Source organism: Allobosea sp. 47.2.35 (assembly GCF_024655635.1).
In the GTDB taxonomy this organism is placed as follows: domain Bacteria; phylum Pseudomonadota; class Alphaproteobacteria; order Rhizobiales; family Beijerinckiaceae; genus Allobosea.
This window is the reverse complement of sequence record NZ_JANLGI010000002.1, coordinates 441,545-456,564: the sequence shown is the minus strand read 5'-3', so window position 1 is coordinate 456,564 and position 15,020 is coordinate 441,545. Positions and strand designations below refer to the sequence as shown.

The 15,020-nt window shown below is 67.3% G+C and carries 17 protein-coding genes; 3 read left to right on the top strand and 14 right to left on the bottom strand.

Features of this window, described 5'->3' with window-relative positions:
- Positions 1–10: 10 nt before the first annotated feature.
- Genes NUV79_RS04790 through NUV79_RS04780 form a run of 3 tightly spaced genes read left to right on the top strand, consistent with a single transcriptional unit; the run spans position 11 to position 2,905 of the window.
- Positions 11–628, top strand: a complete 618-nt coding sequence (locus NUV79_RS04790; RefSeq protein ID WP_257731931.1) for a CvpA family protein — start codon at positions 11–13, stop codon at positions 626–628.
- Positions 629–673: 45 nt separating this feature from the next.
- Positions 674–2,146 carry an amidophosphoribosyltransferase gene (gene purF, locus NUV79_RS04785; RefSeq protein ID WP_257731930.1) on the top strand — a complete coding sequence of 491 codons (1,473 nt, stop codon included), beginning with the start codon at positions 674–676 and terminating at the stop codon, positions 2,144–2,146.
- A gap of 18 nt (positions 2,147–2,164) precedes the next feature.
- A complete protein-coding gene (locus tag NUV79_RS04780; protein ID WP_257731929.1) occupies positions 2,165–2,905 on the top strand; it encodes an SDR family NAD(P)-dependent oxidoreductase in 741 nt (246 codons plus the stop codon).
- Positions 2,906–2,911: 6 nt separating this feature from the next.
- Here the strand turns inward: NUV79_RS04780 and NUV79_RS04775 are convergent, their stop codons facing one another.
- From NUV79_RS04775 to nuoN, 14 genes are all read right to left on the bottom strand, one after another.
- A complete protein-coding gene (locus NUV79_RS04775) occupies positions 2,912–3,322 on the bottom strand; it encodes an NUDIX hydrolase (RefSeq protein WP_257731928.1) in 411 nt (136 codons plus the stop codon).
- Between the two features lie 17 nt (positions 3,323–3,339).
- A complete protein-coding gene (locus tag NUV79_RS04770; RefSeq protein WP_257731927.1) occupies positions 3,340–4,437 on the bottom strand; it encodes an NAD(P)/FAD-dependent oxidoreductase in 1,098 nt (365 codons plus the stop codon).
- Entirely contained in the window at positions 4,437–5,843 is a 1,407-nt protein-coding gene (gene der / locus NUV79_RS04765) for a ribosome biogenesis GTPase Der (RefSeq protein ID WP_257731926.1), read from the bottom strand. The genes NUV79_RS04770 and der overlap by 1 nt, the downstream gene beginning before the upstream one ends.
- Before the next feature lie 83 nt (positions 5,844–5,926).
- Positions 5,927–6,589, bottom strand: coding sequence for a tetratricopeptide repeat protein (locus NUV79_RS04760; protein WP_257731925.1), 663 nt, complete (start codon positions 6,587–6,589; stop codon positions 5,927–5,929).
- A gap of 70 nt (positions 6,590–6,659) precedes the next feature.
- Positions 6,660–7,757, bottom strand: a complete 1,098-nt coding sequence (gene queA, locus NUV79_RS04755; RefSeq protein WP_257731924.1) for a tRNA preQ1(34) S-adenosylmethionine ribosyltransferase-isomerase QueA — start codon at positions 7,755–7,757, stop codon at positions 6,660–6,662.
- A 101-nt stretch (positions 7,758–7,858) separates the two neighbouring features.
- Positions 7,859–8,329 carry a peptidylprolyl isomerase gene (locus tag NUV79_RS04750; RefSeq protein ID WP_257731923.1) on the bottom strand — a complete coding sequence of 157 codons (471 nt, stop codon included), beginning with the start codon at positions 8,327–8,329 and terminating at the stop codon, positions 7,859–7,861.
- Positions 8,329–8,940 (bottom strand): hypothetical protein, encoded by a 612-nt coding sequence (locus NUV79_RS04745; protein WP_257731922.1) that lies wholly within the window; start codon positions 8,938–8,940, stop codon positions 8,329–8,331. The genes NUV79_RS04750 and NUV79_RS04745 overlap by 1 nt, the downstream gene beginning before the upstream one ends.
- Before the next feature lie 76 nt (positions 8,941–9,016).
- On the bottom strand, positions 9,017–9,568 hold the full coding sequence (locus tag NUV79_RS04740; RefSeq protein WP_257731921.1) for a peptidylprolyl isomerase: 552 nt from the start codon (positions 9,566–9,568) through the stop codon (positions 9,017–9,019).
- 387 nt (positions 9,569–9,955) lie between these two features.
- Positions 9,956–10,186: a DUF1467 family protein gene (locus tag NUV79_RS04735; protein WP_257731920.1), complete on the bottom strand. Its 231-nt coding sequence runs from the start codon at positions 10,184–10,186 to the stop codon at positions 9,956–9,958.
- Positions 10,183–10,590 (bottom strand): RidA family protein, encoded by a 408-nt coding sequence (locus tag NUV79_RS04730; RefSeq protein WP_257731919.1) that lies wholly within the window; start codon positions 10,588–10,590, stop codon positions 10,183–10,185. The genes NUV79_RS04735 and NUV79_RS04730 overlap by 4 nt, the downstream gene beginning before the upstream one ends.
- Before the next feature lie 5 nt (positions 10,591–10,595).
- Positions 10,596–11,000, bottom strand: coding sequence for a methylmalonyl-CoA epimerase (mce, locus tag NUV79_RS04725; RefSeq protein WP_047575196.1), 405 nt, complete (start codon positions 10,998–11,000; stop codon positions 10,596–10,598).
- A 33-nt stretch (positions 11,001–11,033) separates the two neighbouring features.
- On the bottom strand, positions 11,034–12,704 hold the full coding sequence (locus NUV79_RS04720) for a ribonuclease J (RefSeq protein WP_257731918.1): 1,671 nt from the start codon (positions 12,702–12,704) through the stop codon (positions 11,034–11,036).
- Between the two features lie 112 nt (positions 12,705–12,816).
- Positions 12,817–13,575, bottom strand: a complete 759-nt coding sequence (locus NUV79_RS04715; RefSeq protein WP_257731917.1) for a biotin--[acetyl-CoA-carboxylase] ligase — start codon at positions 13,573–13,575, stop codon at positions 12,817–12,819.
- 11 nt (positions 13,576–13,586) lie between these two features.
- Positions 13,587–15,014, bottom strand: a complete 1,428-nt coding sequence (gene nuoN / locus NUV79_RS04710) for an NADH-quinone oxidoreductase subunit NuoN (protein WP_257731916.1) — start codon at positions 15,012–15,014, stop codon at positions 13,587–13,589.
- Between the last annotated feature and the right edge of the window lie 6 nt (positions 15,015–15,020).

Here is a 15,020-nt window from a genome sequence, read left to right as displayed (position 1 = left end):
GGCCCTCCCAATGCCTGTCACCATTCTCGATCTCGTCGTCATCGGCGTGGTTCTGATCTCGGCTTTGCTCGCAGCCGTGCGCGGCTTCACGCGCGAAGTGCTGGCGATCGCCTCTTGGGTCGCCGCCGCGGCCGTGGCCTGGGTGTTCCACCCGCAGCTCGTGCCCTTCATCAAGCAGTACATCCCGGCAAGCTCGGCGCAGGACACGATCGCGCTGGTCGCCGCGATTGCGGCCCTGTTCCTGGGCACGCTGATCGTCGTCTCGCTGATCACGGCCCGGATTTCCGATTTCGTGCTGGATTCGCGGATCGGCGCGCTCGACCGCACGCTCGGCTTCGTCTTCGGCGCCGCGCGCGGCCTGCTGCTGGCGGTGATCGGCTACCTGTTCTTCACGGCGCTGGTCGGTAGCGAGAAGCTGCCGGTCTGGGCCAAGGATGCCAAGGCCAAGCCGATGCTGGAGGAAACCGGCCGCTCGCTGATCGCCATGCTGCCGCAGGATGTGAACGCCGATTTCATCAAGAACCTGCTGAAGAAGCCGGCCGGTGATACCGCGCCGGAGGCTCCGGCAGAGGAGCCGCGCAGCCCCGCGACGCCGGCACCGGTTGCACCTGCCCCAGCCCGTCCCTAATTAGCGCGTAGAACGACAGCTCAAGCCCCCTGTGTGGAGCGCGACATGATCTCGCAAACCGGACGTGACGACGCCTTCGACCCCAATGCCGACAGGCTGCGGGAGGAATGCGGCGTCTTCGGCATCTATGGCCATGCCGATGCCGCAGCGCTGACCGCGCTCGGCCTGCATGCCCTGCAGCATCGCGGCCAGGAGGCGGCCGGCATCGTCTCCTTCGACGGCAAGCGCTTCCATTCGGAGCGCCGCCTCGGCCTGGTCGGCGACGCCTTCTCGGAAGCGAGCGTCATCGACAAGCTCAAGGGCAAGCAGTCGATCGGCCATGTCCGCTATTCGACCACCGGCGAGACGATCCTGCGCAACGTCCAGCCGCTCTTCGCCGAACTGCATGGCGGCGGCTTCGCTGTCGCGCATAACGGCAACCTGACCAACGGGCTGACGCTGCGCCGCAACCTCGTCCGCGACGGCGCGATCTACCAGTCGACCTCCGACACCGAGGTGCTGCTGCATCTCGTCGCGCGCAGCCGCAAGCAGAACTTCGTCGACCGCTTCGTCGAGGCGATCCGCCAGATCGAGGGTGCCTATGCCTTCGTCGGCATCACCAACAAGAAGCTGATCGGCGCCCGCGATCCGCTCGGCATCCGTCCGCTCGTCCTCGGCGAGCTCGATGGCTGCCCGATCCTGACCTCGGAGACCTGCGCGCTCGATATCATCGGCGCCAAGTTCGTCCGCGAGATCGAAAACGGCGAGGTCGTGATCATCTCGGAAGCCGGGATCGAGAGCCACAAGCCCTTCCCGCCTGTGCCGGAACGTCCCTGCATCTTCGAGTATATCTATTTCGCCCGCCCCGATTCCATCGTGAAGGGCCGCAGCATCTACGAGCGTCGCAAGGCGATGGGCGCGGTGCTGGCGCAGGAATCCCCGGCCGATGCGGATGTCATCGTGCCCGTGCCGGATTCCGGCGTGCCGGCGGCGCTGGGCTATGCCCAGGCCAGCGGCATCCCGTTCGAGCTCGGCATCATCCGCAACCACTATGTCGGCCGCACCTTCATCGAGCCGACGCAGAAGGTCCGCGAGCTCGGCGTCAAGCTGAAGCACTCGGCCAACCGCTCGGTGGTCGAGGGCAAGCGCGTCGTGCTCGTCGACGATTCGATCGTGCGCGGCACGACCTCGTTCAAGATCGTGAAGATGATGCGCGAGGCAGGCGCCAAGGAAGTGCATTTCCGTATCTCGTCGCCGCCGATCACCCATCCCGACTATTACGGCATCGATACGCCCGACCGGGAGAAGCTGCTCGCCGCGACCCATTCGCTGGAAGAGATGCGCCAGTTCGTCGGCGCGGATTCGCTGGCCTTCATCTCGGTGGACGGCCTCTACCGCGCCATGGGTCATGAGCGCCGCGACCCGGCCCGGCCGCAATTCACCGACCACTGCTTCACCGGCGACTACCCGACCTCGCTGACCGACATGGTCGGCGAGAGCGCCAAGCAGCAGATCTCGCTGCTGGCCGAAGCCGGCTGATCCAGCGGAGCTTTTCAGATGACCAAGCCTCTCGCGGGACGCGTCGCGCTCGTCACTGGCGCGTCGCGCGGTATCGGCCGTGCTGCGGCGCTGGCCTTCACTGAGGCCGGCGCGCATGTCATCGCGCTCGCCCGCACAGCCGGAGCCCTTGAGGAGCTCGACGACGAGATCGTCGCGATCGGCGGCAGCGCCACCCTCGTCCCGCTCGACCTGGCGGATGCCGGCGGGCTGGAGAAGCTAGGCCATGCCGTGACGGAGCGCTGGGGCAAGCTCGACATCCTGCTCGCCAATGCCGGCGTGCTCGGCTCGCTGAGCCCGCTCGACCATGTCACCGAGAAGGACTGGGCCCGGGTCCTCGACATCAACGTCACCGCCAACTGGCGCCTGCTCAAGGCGCTAGACCCGGCGCTGCGCGCGTCCGATGCCGGCCGCGTCCTGCTGATGACCTCGGGCGCCGCGCATAAGTGCACGGCCTATTGGGGACCCTACTCGGTCTCCAAAGCTGCCGTGGAGGCGCTGGGACGCACCTATGCGGCCGAGACGGCGACGACGCCGGTCAAGCTCATGCTGGTCAATCCGGGGCCGCTGCGCACCAAGATGCGGGCCGAGGCGATGCCGGGCGAGGATCCGCAGACGCTGAAGACGCCGGAGGAGCTGGCGCCGCATCTGGTGAAGCTCGCGTCGCCGGACTGGAGCGAGAGCGGCAAGATCTTCGACTTTCCGCAGGGCAAGGTCCTCACACCGCAATTGCCGGTCTGAGGCCGCTCATCCGCGCGCCAGCGCAGCCTGCACCAGCGTGACCAGATCGGGAATGGTGAGGTTCGGCAGGGCCGCCATCTCGTCCAGGCCGAACCAGCGAATCTCGTCGTGTTCGTCGACGAGATTGATGGCCGCTCCGCCTTCCCAGGCGCTGACGACATAGATGTGGTGGAGCGCGGCGCCATAGCGTTCCGGGAAGCGCTCGGCTTCCGAGAGCACCAGTTCATAGCGCGTCGGCACCAGCCCGATCTCTTCGCGGCATTCCCGCAGCAGGGCCTGTTCCAGCGCCTCGCCGGGCTCGACCCGGCCGCCGATCGCGTCCCAATGGCCGGGCCAGGCCCGCTTCCAGACGGCGCGCAGGCCGAGCAGAACCCTCTGATCGGCATCGACGAAGAGCGCGCTAACGGTTTCGAGCATGCGCGCGCCCGCAATCGCTACTCAGCGCGCAGCCAGCGCAGCAAGCCGGCCTGATCGCCGCTCTCGACCGCAGCCGCGACGCGCCGGCCAACCGCCGCGCCGAACTTGTAACCATGGCCGGAGCAGGCCGAAACCGCCGTCACGCGGCCGATCTGCCGCGACAGGAACTTGCGGTCCGCCGTGAAGGTGTAGGCGCAGGTGACGACGCGTTCGATGCGATACTCGCCGATGCGCGCGAAAGGCGGCGCGAAATAGTCGCGAATCTGCTCGCCCTCGCCCGCCCGCGGCTCGCGCTCCTCGTCGGGCTGGCGTTGTCGCTTGTGGATGCCGGCGCCGACCTTGAGGCCGGTGCCGTCGACCGGCGGCAAGACATAGCCATCGACCGTGCCGCCGACATCGACGATGACCGGGGCAGCCTCCCAGGCGGCCTTCAGGTCATCGGGCGGGGTGAGATAGGCAACGGCCGTGCGATAGGTCGTCAGGACGTCCGCAAGCTCCGGCAGGAGCTTCAGCACCCAGGCGCCGGAACTGACGACGATACGATCGAAGCTCGCGGCCTCGCCATCGGCCAAACCGATCCGGCCGCTCTCGGGATCGATCGCGGTGACCGTCGCCCCTTCACGCAGGGTGACGCCGCGCTCGCGCAGCAGGCGGACCATGTCGGCGGCGATGCGGGCCGGGAACAGCGCCCCGCCCTCGGGGCTGAGATAGGCGTAGCGGATCGTGGCAGGGTCGATGAAGGGATAGCGCCGGGCGGTCTCGGCCGCGTCGTAGAGCTCGTAGGGCGAGGCCATGCGGTCGAGGCCCTCGCGGTATTCCTCGCCCTCGTCGCCTTCGACCTGCGAGATGCCGAGCACGCCGCAGGGCGCGTAGTGCTGCCTGCCGAGATCGGCCCAGAGCTCGCCCCAGGCCTCGAAGGCCTCGGTGATGGTACGGGCATAGCCGTCGGCGCCGCCATAGGCGCGGCGGATGATGCGGTGCTGGTCGCCGGAAGCCGCATAGGGATTGGGGATCTGCGGCGCCTGCTCATAGAGCGTCACCTCATGCCCGCGCCTGTTCAGCGACCAGGCGGTGGAAAGCCCGGCGATACCGGCGCCGACGACCGCGACCTTCATCAGCCCTTGCGCTCCTTGTCATAGGGATTGGCGCCGCCGCGGCGATGCAGGCGGATCGGTGTGCCCGGAAGCTCGAAAGCATCCCGGAGATTATTGACCAGATAGCGCGTGTAGGACACCGGCAGATGATCGAGCTGGTTGCCAAACAGCGCGAAGGTCGGCGGGCGCGCCTTGGCCTGCGTCATGTAGCGGATCTTGATGCGGCGCCCGGCGACCGCTGGGGGCGGATGCGCCGAGAGCACGCCTTCGAGCCAGCGATTGATGCGCGCGGTCGAGACGCGACGGTTCCAGACGCCATAGGCCGAGAACACGCCCTGCATCAGCTTGTCGATGCCTTCGCCGGCGAGGCCGGAGAGCGGGATGATCGGCACGCCGCGCACCTGCGCCAGCAGATGGTTGGCCTTTTCCTTGAGCTCGGCCAGCAGGCCCTGCTTGTCGGCGACGAGGTCCCATTTATTAAGGCCGATCACGACCGCCCGGCCCTCGCGCTCGGTCAGGTCGACCAGCGTCAGGTCCTGCTTCTCGAAGGGGATCGTCGCATCGAGCAGCACGACCACGACCTCGGCGAAGCGGATCGCGCGCAGCGAATCGGCGACGGAGAGCTTCTCCAGTTTCTCCTCGATGCGGGCGCGCTTGCGCATGCCGGCGGTGTCGAAGAGCTTGACCTTGCGGCCGCGCCATTCCCAATCGACCGAGATGGTGTCGCGGGTGATGCCGGCCTCGGGGCCGGTCAGCATGCGCTCCTCGCCGATCATGCGGTTGACCAGCGTCGACTTGCCGGCGTTGGGGCGGCCGATGATGGTCACGCGCAGGGGACGATCGGGATCGATCTCCTCCTCGTCGTCCGAATCGGCGGCGGGAACATCGGCCCAGGCCGCTTCCTCGTCCTCGTCCTCGTCATCCTCGGATTCATCGGGGATATAAGGCATCAGCGCCTCGAGCAGATCCGAGGTGCCCTCGCCATGCTCGGCCGAGAACGGCACGGGGTCGCCCAGGCCGAGGCCGTAGGACTCGATGATGCCGTCAGTGCCCTTCTTCCCCTCGGCCTTGTTGGCGAGCAGGATCACCGGCTTGCCGGAACGGCGCACCAGATCGGCGAAAGGCTGGTCCATCGGCGTGATGCCGAGGCGCGCGTCGATCATGAAGAGCACGACATCGGCCTGCGCGATCGCGGTCTCGGTCTGGGCGCGCATCCGGCCGGCGAGCGAATCCTTGTCGGCCTCCTCGAGGCCGGCGGTGTCGATCACCTTGAAGCGGAGATGGCCGAGGGTGGCGTCGCCCTCGCGACGGTCGCGCGTAACACCCGGCCGGTCATCGACAAGCGCGAGCTTCTTGCCAACCAGCCGGTTGAACAGCGTCGACTTGCCGACATTGGGGCGCCCGATCAGGGCGACGATGGCTGTCATCAGATTTCACACATTTTCGCCGTCGCTCCGGTTCGCCGAAGCGAGGAGCCGGGGCGGCGGCGCCGTTGGAGCGAGGCTCCGGTTCAGTTCTTCACCGTGACGGGGCCGCCACGGACCAAAGCGAGATAAAGCTCGACGCGCTGGCGCAGGGCCTGCGGCGCCTGCGGATCGGTGATCGCGGCATCGAACCAGCGCCCGGCGTCCTCGAAGAGATTGGCCTTGAGCGCGGCGATGCCGAGGAATTCGCGCGCCGTGTGGCGCCAGACGCCCTGCGCGGTCGCAAGCGGCTCCAGCGCCGCCTTGACCTCCGGATAGGGCGCGAGATCGACGCGCATGATGCCGGCGCGCAGCTTGGCAAGGTCGCGGGAGGTCTGGTCGAGCGAGGCGTCGTTTGCGAGCGCATCGAAGGCGGCGACGCCGGCGGCCGGATCGCGCTTGGCCGTCTCGGCGGCGAGGCGGAAGCGGGCGATCAGGCGATAGCCGGCCGGCGCCGTGGTCGAGAGCTCCTTCAGGATGGTCTCGGCCTGGGTGGCGTCGCCATCGCGCGAGGATTTCAGTGCCGCTTCGAGGCGCGCGCCGACGGCCTGCGAGGCCTGATTCTCGCGATGCAGCCAGAACTGCCAGCCGGCGACGGCGAGCACTGCCAGCACGGCGAGGCTGGTGACGACCCAGCCATATTTCTTCCAGAGCTCCGCGGCTTTGTCGCGGCGGACTTCCTCATCGATCTCGCGAAAAATATCGGCCATTTGACTGTCAAAATCCCTGTTGGGAGCCCGGTAGCATTTTCAGACCGGGAATGCGAGCCGGATCGGCATCTCAGGCCTTCGCTGGGGCCGCCCGAAACAGCAAGCTGCCGTCGCCATAGGAATAAAAGCGGTAATTCGCTGCGATCGCATGGGCATAGACCCGTTTCATCATGTCGAGACCGCAGAAGGCGGAGACGAGCATGAACAGCGTCGAGCGCGGCAGATGGAAATTCGTCATCAGCAGATCGACCGCGCGGAAGCGATAGCCCGGCGTGATGAAGATCGCGGTGTCGCCGGAGAAGGGCCGGATCGTGCCGTCCTCGACCGCCGCGCTCTCGATCAGGCGCAACGAGGTCGTGCCGACGCAGACGATGCGCCCGCCCTTCGCCTTGACGGCGTTCAGCGCCGCAGCCGTCTCGGACGACACCGTGCCCCACTCGGCATGCATGCGATGGTCGTCGGTATCATCAGCCTTCACCGGCAGGAAGGTGCCGGCGCCGACATGGAGCGTGACGAAGTGCCGGCTGACGCCGCGCGCGTCCAATGCCGCCAGCAGCTCCGGCGTGAAATGCAAGCCCGCGGTCGGGGCCGCGACGGCGCCGTCGTTGCGGGCGAAATTGGTCTGGTAGTCGGCCGTGTCGGCACTGTCGGTGGGGCGCTTACCGGCGATATAGGGCGGCAGCGGCAATTCGCCGAGCCGCGCGATCGCCTCGTCGAGATAGGCGCCGGTCAGGCTGAACTGGAGTTCGACCTCGCCGCCCTCGCCCTTGTGGATGACCTCGGCCTGCAGGCGGCCGAGCTCGCAGGCATTGCTGGCGGCGTCCGAATCGAAAACCACGCGCTCGCCAAGCGCCAGCTTCTTGGCCGGCCGGGCGAAGGCGAGCCAGCGATCCTCGCTTTCGCGCTTGTGCAGCATGATCTCGATGCGAGCCGAATCCGCGCCGCGATAGCGCCGCCCGCGCAGGCGGGACGGGATGACGCGCGTGTCGTTGAGGACGAGCGCGTCGCCGGGCTGAAGCAGCGAGACGAGATCGCGGATGCCGCGATCCTCCAGCGGCTCGGGCGCATCGGGGCGCACGACGAGCAACCGCGCCGCATCGCGCGGGCTGGCGGGCCGCAGCGCGATACGATCCTCGGGCAGGTCGAAATCGAAGAGATCGACATTCACGACCGCAGCGTCCTTCTCGTCAAACGAAACGAGCCCTCACCCCATGGGTTGCGAGCGTCGCTCGCGTCCCGGGATGAGGGCTCGCCTCAAACTATCGAAGATCAGGTCGCGTCGGCCATCACCTTCATCGAGACGATCGAGTCGGGATCGCGCACCGGCTCGCCGCGCTTGATCTTGTCGACATTGTCCATGCCTTCGACGACCTCGCCCCAGACGGTGTACTGCTTGTCGAGGAAGCGGGCATCGTCGAACACGATGAAGAACTGGCTGTTGGCCGAGTTCGGGTTCTGAGCGCGGGCCATCGAGCAGATGCCGCGGACATGCGGCTCGGCGTTGAACTCCTGCTTCAGGTCCGGATAGCTCGAACCGCCGGTGCCGGTGCCGTGCGGGCAGCCGACCTGGGCCATGAAGCCGTCGATGACGCGGTGGAAGACGATGCCGTCATAGAAGCCCTCGCGGGCGAGCAGCTTGATGCGCTCGACATGGCCCGGCGCAAGGTCGGGACGCAGCTTGATCACCACCTTGCCCTTGGTGGTTTCCATGACGATGGTGTTCTCGGGATCGAGGGACATCAGGTCTGCCTTTCGTTGAGCCGCGTGCGGCCGTGGAACCGTATGGTGAAGGGTCGCCCCGCGATACTCGCTCCGAGGCCCGCCGACAACCTCATCGGCGTGCAGGAGCGGATCGCGGCGACGGCGGAGTCGCTGAAGCGCTGCTGGAATTCGGCATCGCCGCGCTTCGTTTCCCAGGTGACGCGCGGCTGGCCGAAGAGGCTGCCGTCCCGCCGGAGGCTGAAGCGGAGCGACACCATCGCGCCCGTCAACTCACCGGGCAATGGCGGCGGGTTCCAGCAACGCCGGAGCGCCGGGGCGACCTGGTCGAGCCGGTCGACGATTTCGGTACCATCCTGCGGTTCGTCAGGCGTGACTTGACCGATCAGGCCGATCTCGCCGCCGCCCTGCAGGACGCGCGGTTGATTGAGCCGGCGCTGGTCCAGGCCCGGAACGTCATTGCCGCTGAACGGGCCGCCGATTCCCGGATTGTAGCGCTGGCCGCTCTGCGGCGGCAGGATCGGGTTCTGCGAGCCCGAAGGCGGCGGCAGAACCGGATTTTGCGAGCCAGAAGGCGGCGGCAGGCCGAGATCGCGCGTATCCTGCGCGTGTGCTCCGCTCAGGCCGAGCACCAAGGCGATCCCGATCAGGGCCGTCCGAACCATCGCCGTACCCTCCCCGGCTCGCCCTGCGCGCGATCGCGCCGGCTTACTTGGCGTCGGCCTGCATCCGCATGCGGACGATCTTGTCGGGGCCGCTGACCTGGCCGTTATTGGCGCTGGAGCCCTTCTTGATCTTGCGCACGGCGTCCATGCCCGAGACGACCTCGCCGAAGAGCGTGTACTGGCCGGTCAGCGAGCCGCAGCCCTCGTAGCAGATGAAGAACTGCGAATTGGCCGAATCCGGCGAGGACGAGCGGGCCATGCCGAGCGAGCCGACCTTATAGGGCGTCGGGGTGAACTCGGCGGGCAGGTTAGGCAGGTCGGACTTGCCGGTGCCGGTGCCGGTCGGGTCGCCGGTCTGGGCCATGAAGCCGTCGATGACGCGGTGGAAGACGATGCCGTCATAGAAGCCGCGCTTCACCAGCGTCTTGATCTGCTGGACATGTTTCGGCGCGAGGTCCGGCCGCAGGCGGATCGTCACCGGCCCGTCCTTGGTCTCGAGGACGACGGTGTTCTCCGGATCGGGCTTCGGCGTCTGCGCCTGGGCGAAACCGAACGAGGCGACGACGGCAAGGGCGGCGAGCGAGCTGCGCAGCATGAATATCTCCATGGCCGCCAGTGAGCCCGGCGGATTCCGGTCGATAGCCCCATCCTTTGACCGGAACAAGGCATCTCCGCGATCAGCCACCTGCCCTTGCTGCACTGCACAAGTGCAATGGAGACTAATCTTGCAAAAATTCCAGGCTGACGCTGCCTAAACTGATGACAGCGCCGTCACAATCGGCTAATCCTTCCGGCGCTGGGAGCGCTTTGCGGGTCGAAGCGCTGCGGACCAGGTCTTGGGAGGAACAAACGCCCGCCTTGCAAATGAGTCGCACGCTTTCTGAGACGTGCGCCGGTGCAGCGGTAAAAAGCGGACTACCAAAGGCAAGGCATCGGCCTTGCCTTTTTTCTTGGGCGATACCTTGAGCGGACGCGCCCATCTTCAGATGTCGTAGGTCACCCAGACATACCAGACGCCGGCGAAGATCACCGCCGCGATCAGCGAGGTGATGACGGCCTTCTTCAACAGGCCCGGCAGCACCGGTGCGCCGGGCTCGGTTCCGGCCACGACCTCGCCCGCTTCCTCCTGGCTGCGGACGCCGAAAGGCAGCACCGCGAAGAGCGTGATCCACCAGATCACGAAATAAAGGGCGAGGCCGCCGACGACGTTCATGCCGCCTTCCCCGCAAGCGCGATGCAGGAGAAGGCGACCTTCGCCTCGGTCGGTACGCCGAAGCGCGCGGTATGGCGAGCCGGCAGGCCGCCCGGGAAATGCTTCACGTATTCGGCGTTGCAAGCGACGTAATCGGCCGGATCAGTGATCAGCATCGTCATCTGGACGACGCGGTCGAGCGAACTTCCGGCTTCCGCGAGGATCTTCGCAATGTGGCCGAGCGCGTTGCGGACCTCCTCGGCCGGAGTCTGGCCGCGATGGATGCCGCGCGCCGGGTCATGCGGCGCCGAATGGCCGGAGACGAAGACGAGCCCGCCCGCGACGGTCGCGGCGCTGAAGGGGCGCGGCGAGCCCGCTTCCGGCTGACCCAGGAAAGCGATCTCGGTTGAAGCGAAGTCGGTCATCGTCGTCAGGCCTGTTCGAGCTCGACCAGCGTGCCCAGGAAATCCTTGGGGTGCAGGAACAGCACCGGCTTGCCATGGGCGCCGATGCGCGGCTCGCCGGAGCCGAGCACGCGCGCTCCTTGCGCCTTCAGGCGGTCACGCGCCGCGAGGATGTCGTCGACCTCGTAGCAGATGTGATGGATGCCGCCATCGGCATTGCGCTCGAGGAACTTGGCGATCGGCGAGTCAGCGCCGAGCGGCTCCAGCAACTCGATCTTGGTGTTGGGCAATTCGACGAAGACGACCGTGACGCCGTGCTCCGGCTCGGCCTGCGGCTGCGACACGCGCGCGCCCAGCGTATCGCGATAGAGCGCCGTCGAGGCTTCGAGGTCCTTCACCGCTATGGCGACGTGATTCAGGCGTCCGATCATCTTCATCCCCTCCGGCGTGGCCGTATGGCCGTTCTACACCTCGACCACCAGCGCATGCACCAGCGGCTTCTTGCCCCACTCCTCGTTGACCGCGCTGCGCACGCCGCGCTCCAGCGCGTTGCGCAGGGCCTCGGGATCGCGGCGGCGGGCTTTGGGGATATTGTCGAGCAGGTCGCTGACCGTATCGGCGACGAACTCGTCGAAATCGATGCCGCCGAGGGTGCGCGGCGGCAGGCCGAGCACGGCGATCTCCGGCTCCCCGGCGATGCCGCCCTTCTCGTCGATGGCGACCGCGATCGAGACGATGCCGGCGAAGGACAGGCGACGGCGCTCCTGAATCGTCTTCTCGAGCGCGTTCACCAGTAGCGAGCCGTCCTGATAGAGCCGCCCATGCGGGGCTTCGTCGACCTTGCGGGCGCCCTCGGCCGAAATCGCGACCACGTCGCCATTGCCGGCACGCAGGACATGCTTCACGCCGAGGCTGCGGGCGAAGGTTTCATGCTCGGACAGATGCAGGTCCTCGCCATGGGCGGGGATCGCGATCTGCGGCTTCAGCCAGCCATAGAGCCGGGCCATCTCCTCGCGGCGCGGATGACCGGAGACATGGACCAGATGGGTCCGGTCGGTGATGATCTCGATCTTGTCGCGGGCAAGCGCGTTCAGGATGTTGCCGACCGACTTCTCGTTGCCGGGGATGGTGCGCGACGAGAAGATCACGCGGTCGCCCGGCGAGAGCGCGATCTCGGGATGGTCGTCGGAGGCGATGCGCGAGAGCGCGGCGCGCGGCTCGCCCTGGCTGCCGGTGACCAGCGCCACGACCTTGTCGCGTGGCAGGTAGCCATAGGCATCGACCGCACGGAAACCGGGGATGCCATCGAGATAGCCGCATTCGCGCGCGACATCGATGACGCGGTCCATGGCACGGCCGACAACCACGACCTCGCGCTCGTTCGCCAGCGCGGCTTCCGCGACGGCGCGCAGGCGCGCGACGTTCGAAGCGAAGGTGGTGACCGCGACGCGGCCGGGCGCCGAGGCGACCAGTTCCTTCAGCTTGGCGGCAACATCCGCCTCGCTCGGGCTGGTACCGTCGCGCATGACGTTGGTGGAATCGCAGACCAGCGCCAGCACGCCCTCGTCGCCGAGCTCGCGCAGGCGCTTCTCGTCGGTGGGCAGACCGACGCGCGGGGTCGGATCGATCTTCCAGTCACCGGTATGGACGACGAGGCCGGCCGGCGTGCGGATCGCGAGCGCGTTCGATTCCGGGATCGAATGCGCCACGGGCACGAATTCGATGTCGAAAGGCCCGAGCGTGATCGCCCCGCCCTGCGGTACGACATTGAGCTCGACACTCGGCGCTCCGGGCTCGGAGAGGCGGCGCGTCGCGAGCAGGCCGGCGGCGAACCGCGTGCAATAGACCGGCGCGCGTAGCGAGGGCCAGAGCGCGGCAAGCGCGCCGATATGATCCTCATGAGCGTGGGTGATGACGATACCCAGCAGATTCGCCCGTTCCTCGATGATGTAGCGCAGGTCGGGCAGGACGATATCGACGCCCGGCGCCTCCGGCCCGGCGAAGGACAAGCCGCAATCGACCAGAATCCACTTTCGTCGTCCCTCGGGCCCGAAGCCGTAGAGAGCGGCATTCATGCCGATCTCGCCGAGGCCGCCGAGGGGAACGAAGACGAGCTGGTCGCTGGAGCGGGTCACTGGCAATCCTGATTCTGGCAATGGCTTGATCTAATGCCGCGTGATGGCAAGGAGCCCTAGCACGCCCGCGAAACCGTCTCCAGATCGACCGAGGTCGAGCAGGACTGCGTAATCAAGCAGGCGGGCTGAAGAAGAGGTCACCGGCATCGATGATGCGGCGGCCCGCTGCGGTTTCGAGTTCGAGGCGCCCGGTCGGGTCGAGGCCGATGAAGATGCCGGCGAGCGGTCCTTCGGGCAGGCGGATGGTGATGGTCTCGCCGAGGAAGGCGGCACGCTCCAGCCAGGCGGCGCGGATGGGACCGAAGCCGCCGGGTTGCGACCAGATGGCGAAGCGCTGGGCGAAGGCGTCGCTCAGGCCCGTCAGCATGGCCTCGACATTGGCCTGCGGCGCAGCCGCCTTGAGGAAGGTCGCAGGATAGGGCGTGTCCGAGGGGCAGGAGGCGATGTTGACGCCGCAGCCGACGATGACGTTGAAGCGCCCTGCCCGGCTCTCGCCCTCCAGCAGCAGGCCGGAGGTCTTGGCGCGGTCCAGCAGCAGGTCGTTCGGCCATTTCAGCCGGAGGCCGGATGCGGCCGGGCCGAGCAGCTTCGCGGCGGCATCGTGCAGGGCTAGCCCCACGACGAAGCCGAGCTGCGGCGCCAGCGCGGGCTCGCACGGCTCGGTCAGAAGCAGGCTGGCGTAGAGATTGCCGGGCGGCGAGCCCCATTGCCGGCCATGCCGACCACGGCCGGCGTTCTGGCTGCGGGCGACGATCCAGAGCTTGCCCGGTTCGCCCTGATCGAGCGCGCGCCGGGCCTCCTCCATGGTGGAGCCGACCTCGTCGCGGATGATCAGACGATAGCCCGCGGCGCGGGCGGCCTCACCGAGCACGCGTCGTCAGCTCAGAACAGCGACTTCGCCGCAGCGGCCGCCGAGTCGAACAGCGGCGCCGGCACCAGCGAGAGCACCAGGACGAAGACCGCCGAGACCAGCAGCACCGCGCGAACGCCGAGATCCGACGGTTCGAAGGCGGGCTTCGGCTCGTCGAAATACATCACCTTAACGAGGCGGAGGTAGTAGTAGGCGCCGACGACGCTGGTCAGCACGCCGATGACCGCGAGCATATAGAGCTTGGCGTTGATCGCGGCGAGGAAGACGTACCACTTGGCCCAGAAGCCGGCGAGCGGCGGGATGCCGGCGAGCGAGAACATCATCATCGCCATCGCGAAGGCCATCCAGCCATTGGTGCGGGACAGGCCGGCGAGCTCCGAGATGTCCTCGACCAGCTTGCCGTCGCGGCGCATCATCAGCACGCAGGCGAAGGCGGCGAGCGTCGTGGCGAGATAGATCGCCATATAGGTCATCACGCCCTGCACGCCCTCGGCCGTGCCGGCGGCAAGACCGACCAGCGCATAACCCATGTTGGCGATCGAGGAATAGGCGAGCAGGCGCTTGATGTTGCGCTGGCCGATCGCGGCGAAGGCGCCAAGGCCCATCGAGGCGATCGAGATGAAGACGATGATCTGGCGCCAGTCATGGATCGCGCCCGGGAAGGCGCCGATGAAAACGCGGATCACCATCGCCATGGCGGCCATCTTGGGCGCCGAGGCGAAGAAGGCGGCGACCGGGGTCGGAGCGCCCTCATAGACGTCCGGCGTCCACATGTGGAACGGCACAGCCGAGATCTTGAAGGCGACGCCGGCCGCGATGAAGACGATGCCGAAGATCAGGCCGATGCCGGCATGGCCGCCGGCCGTGGCAGCCGCGATGCCCGGGAAGGTGATGGTGCCGGTGAAACCATAGACCAGCGAACCGCCATAGAGCAGCATGCCGGAGGAGAGCGCGCCGAGCACGAAATACTTCAGGCCGGCTTCGGTAGACTTGGCGTTGTCGCGGTCGAAAGCGGCGATGACGTAGAGCGCCAGCGACTGCAATTCGAGGCCGACATAGAGGCTGATGAGATCGTTGGCCGAGATCATCATCATCATGCCGATGGTCGAGAGCACGACGAGGATTGGGAACTCGAAGCGCATCGTGCCCTGACGGCGCAGCGTATCGGCCGAGAGCAGGATCGCGGCGCCGGCGCCAAGCAGCGTCAGAACCTTCATGAAGCGGGCGAAGCCGTCGACGATGAAGCCGTTATTGAAGGTCAGCATCTTGCCGGTGCCGGACACAACCAGCACCAGCGCGACCGCGAGCAGTGCCAGCGCCAGCCCTTCGAGCAGGCGCGTCGAGCGCTCGCCCTGGATCGCACCGACCAGCACCATCGCGATGGCGCCGAGGGCGAGGATGATTTCCGGCAGGGCCGGGCCGAGAGCGGGCAGAGCCATGACGAG

Bases quoted from the DNA above. Each gene is read 5' to 3' on its own strand.
- NUV79_RS04775 (WP_257731928.1), bottom strand. From the start codon at position 3,322: ATGCTCGAAACCGTTAGCGCGCTCTTCGTCGATGCCGATCAGAGGGTT.
- NUV79_RS04790 (WP_257731931.1), top strand. From the start codon at position 11: ATGCCTGTCACCATTCTCGATCTCGTCGTCATCGGCGTGGTTCTGATC.
- purF (WP_257731930.1), top strand. From the start codon at position 674: ATGATCTCGCAAACCGGACGTGACGACGCCTTCGACCCCAATGCCGAC.
- NUV79_RS04740 (WP_257731921.1), bottom strand. From the start codon at position 9,568: ATGCTGCGCAGCTCGCTCGCCGCCCTTGCCGTCGTCGCCTCGTTCGGT.
- NUV79_RS04730 (WP_257731919.1), bottom strand. From the start codon at position 10,590: ATGACCGACTTCGCTTCAACCGAGATCGCTTTCCTGGGTCAGCCGGAA.
- NUV79_RS04760 (WP_257731925.1), bottom strand. From the start codon at position 6,589: ATGGCCGATATTTTTCGCGAGATCGATGAGGAAGTCCGCCGCGACAAA.
- NUV79_RS04780 (WP_257731929.1), top strand. From the start codon at position 2,165: ATGACCAAGCCTCTCGCGGGACGCGTCGCGCTCGTCACTGGCGCGTCG.
- NUV79_RS04735 (WP_257731920.1), bottom strand. From the start codon at position 10,186: ATGAACGTCGTCGGCGGCCTCGCCCTTTATTTCGTGATCTGGTGGATC.
- mce (WP_047575196.1), bottom strand. From the start codon at position 11,000: ATGATCGGACGCCTGAATCACGTCGCCATAGCGGTGAAGGACCTCGAA.
- der (WP_257731926.1), bottom strand. From the start codon at position 5,843: ATGACAGCCATCGTCGCCCTGATCGGGCGCCCCAATGTCGGCAAGTCG.
- NUV79_RS04770 (WP_257731927.1), bottom strand. From the start codon at position 4,437: ATGAAGGTCGCGGTCGTCGGCGCCGGTATCGCCGGGCTTTCCACCGCC.
- nuoN (WP_257731916.1), bottom strand. From the start codon at position 15,014: ATGGCTCTGCCCGCTCTCGGCCCGGCCCTGCCGGAAATCATCCTCGCC.
- NUV79_RS04750 (WP_257731923.1), bottom strand. From the start codon at position 8,329: ATGTCCCTCGATCCCGAGAACACCATCGTCATGGAAACCACCAAGGGC.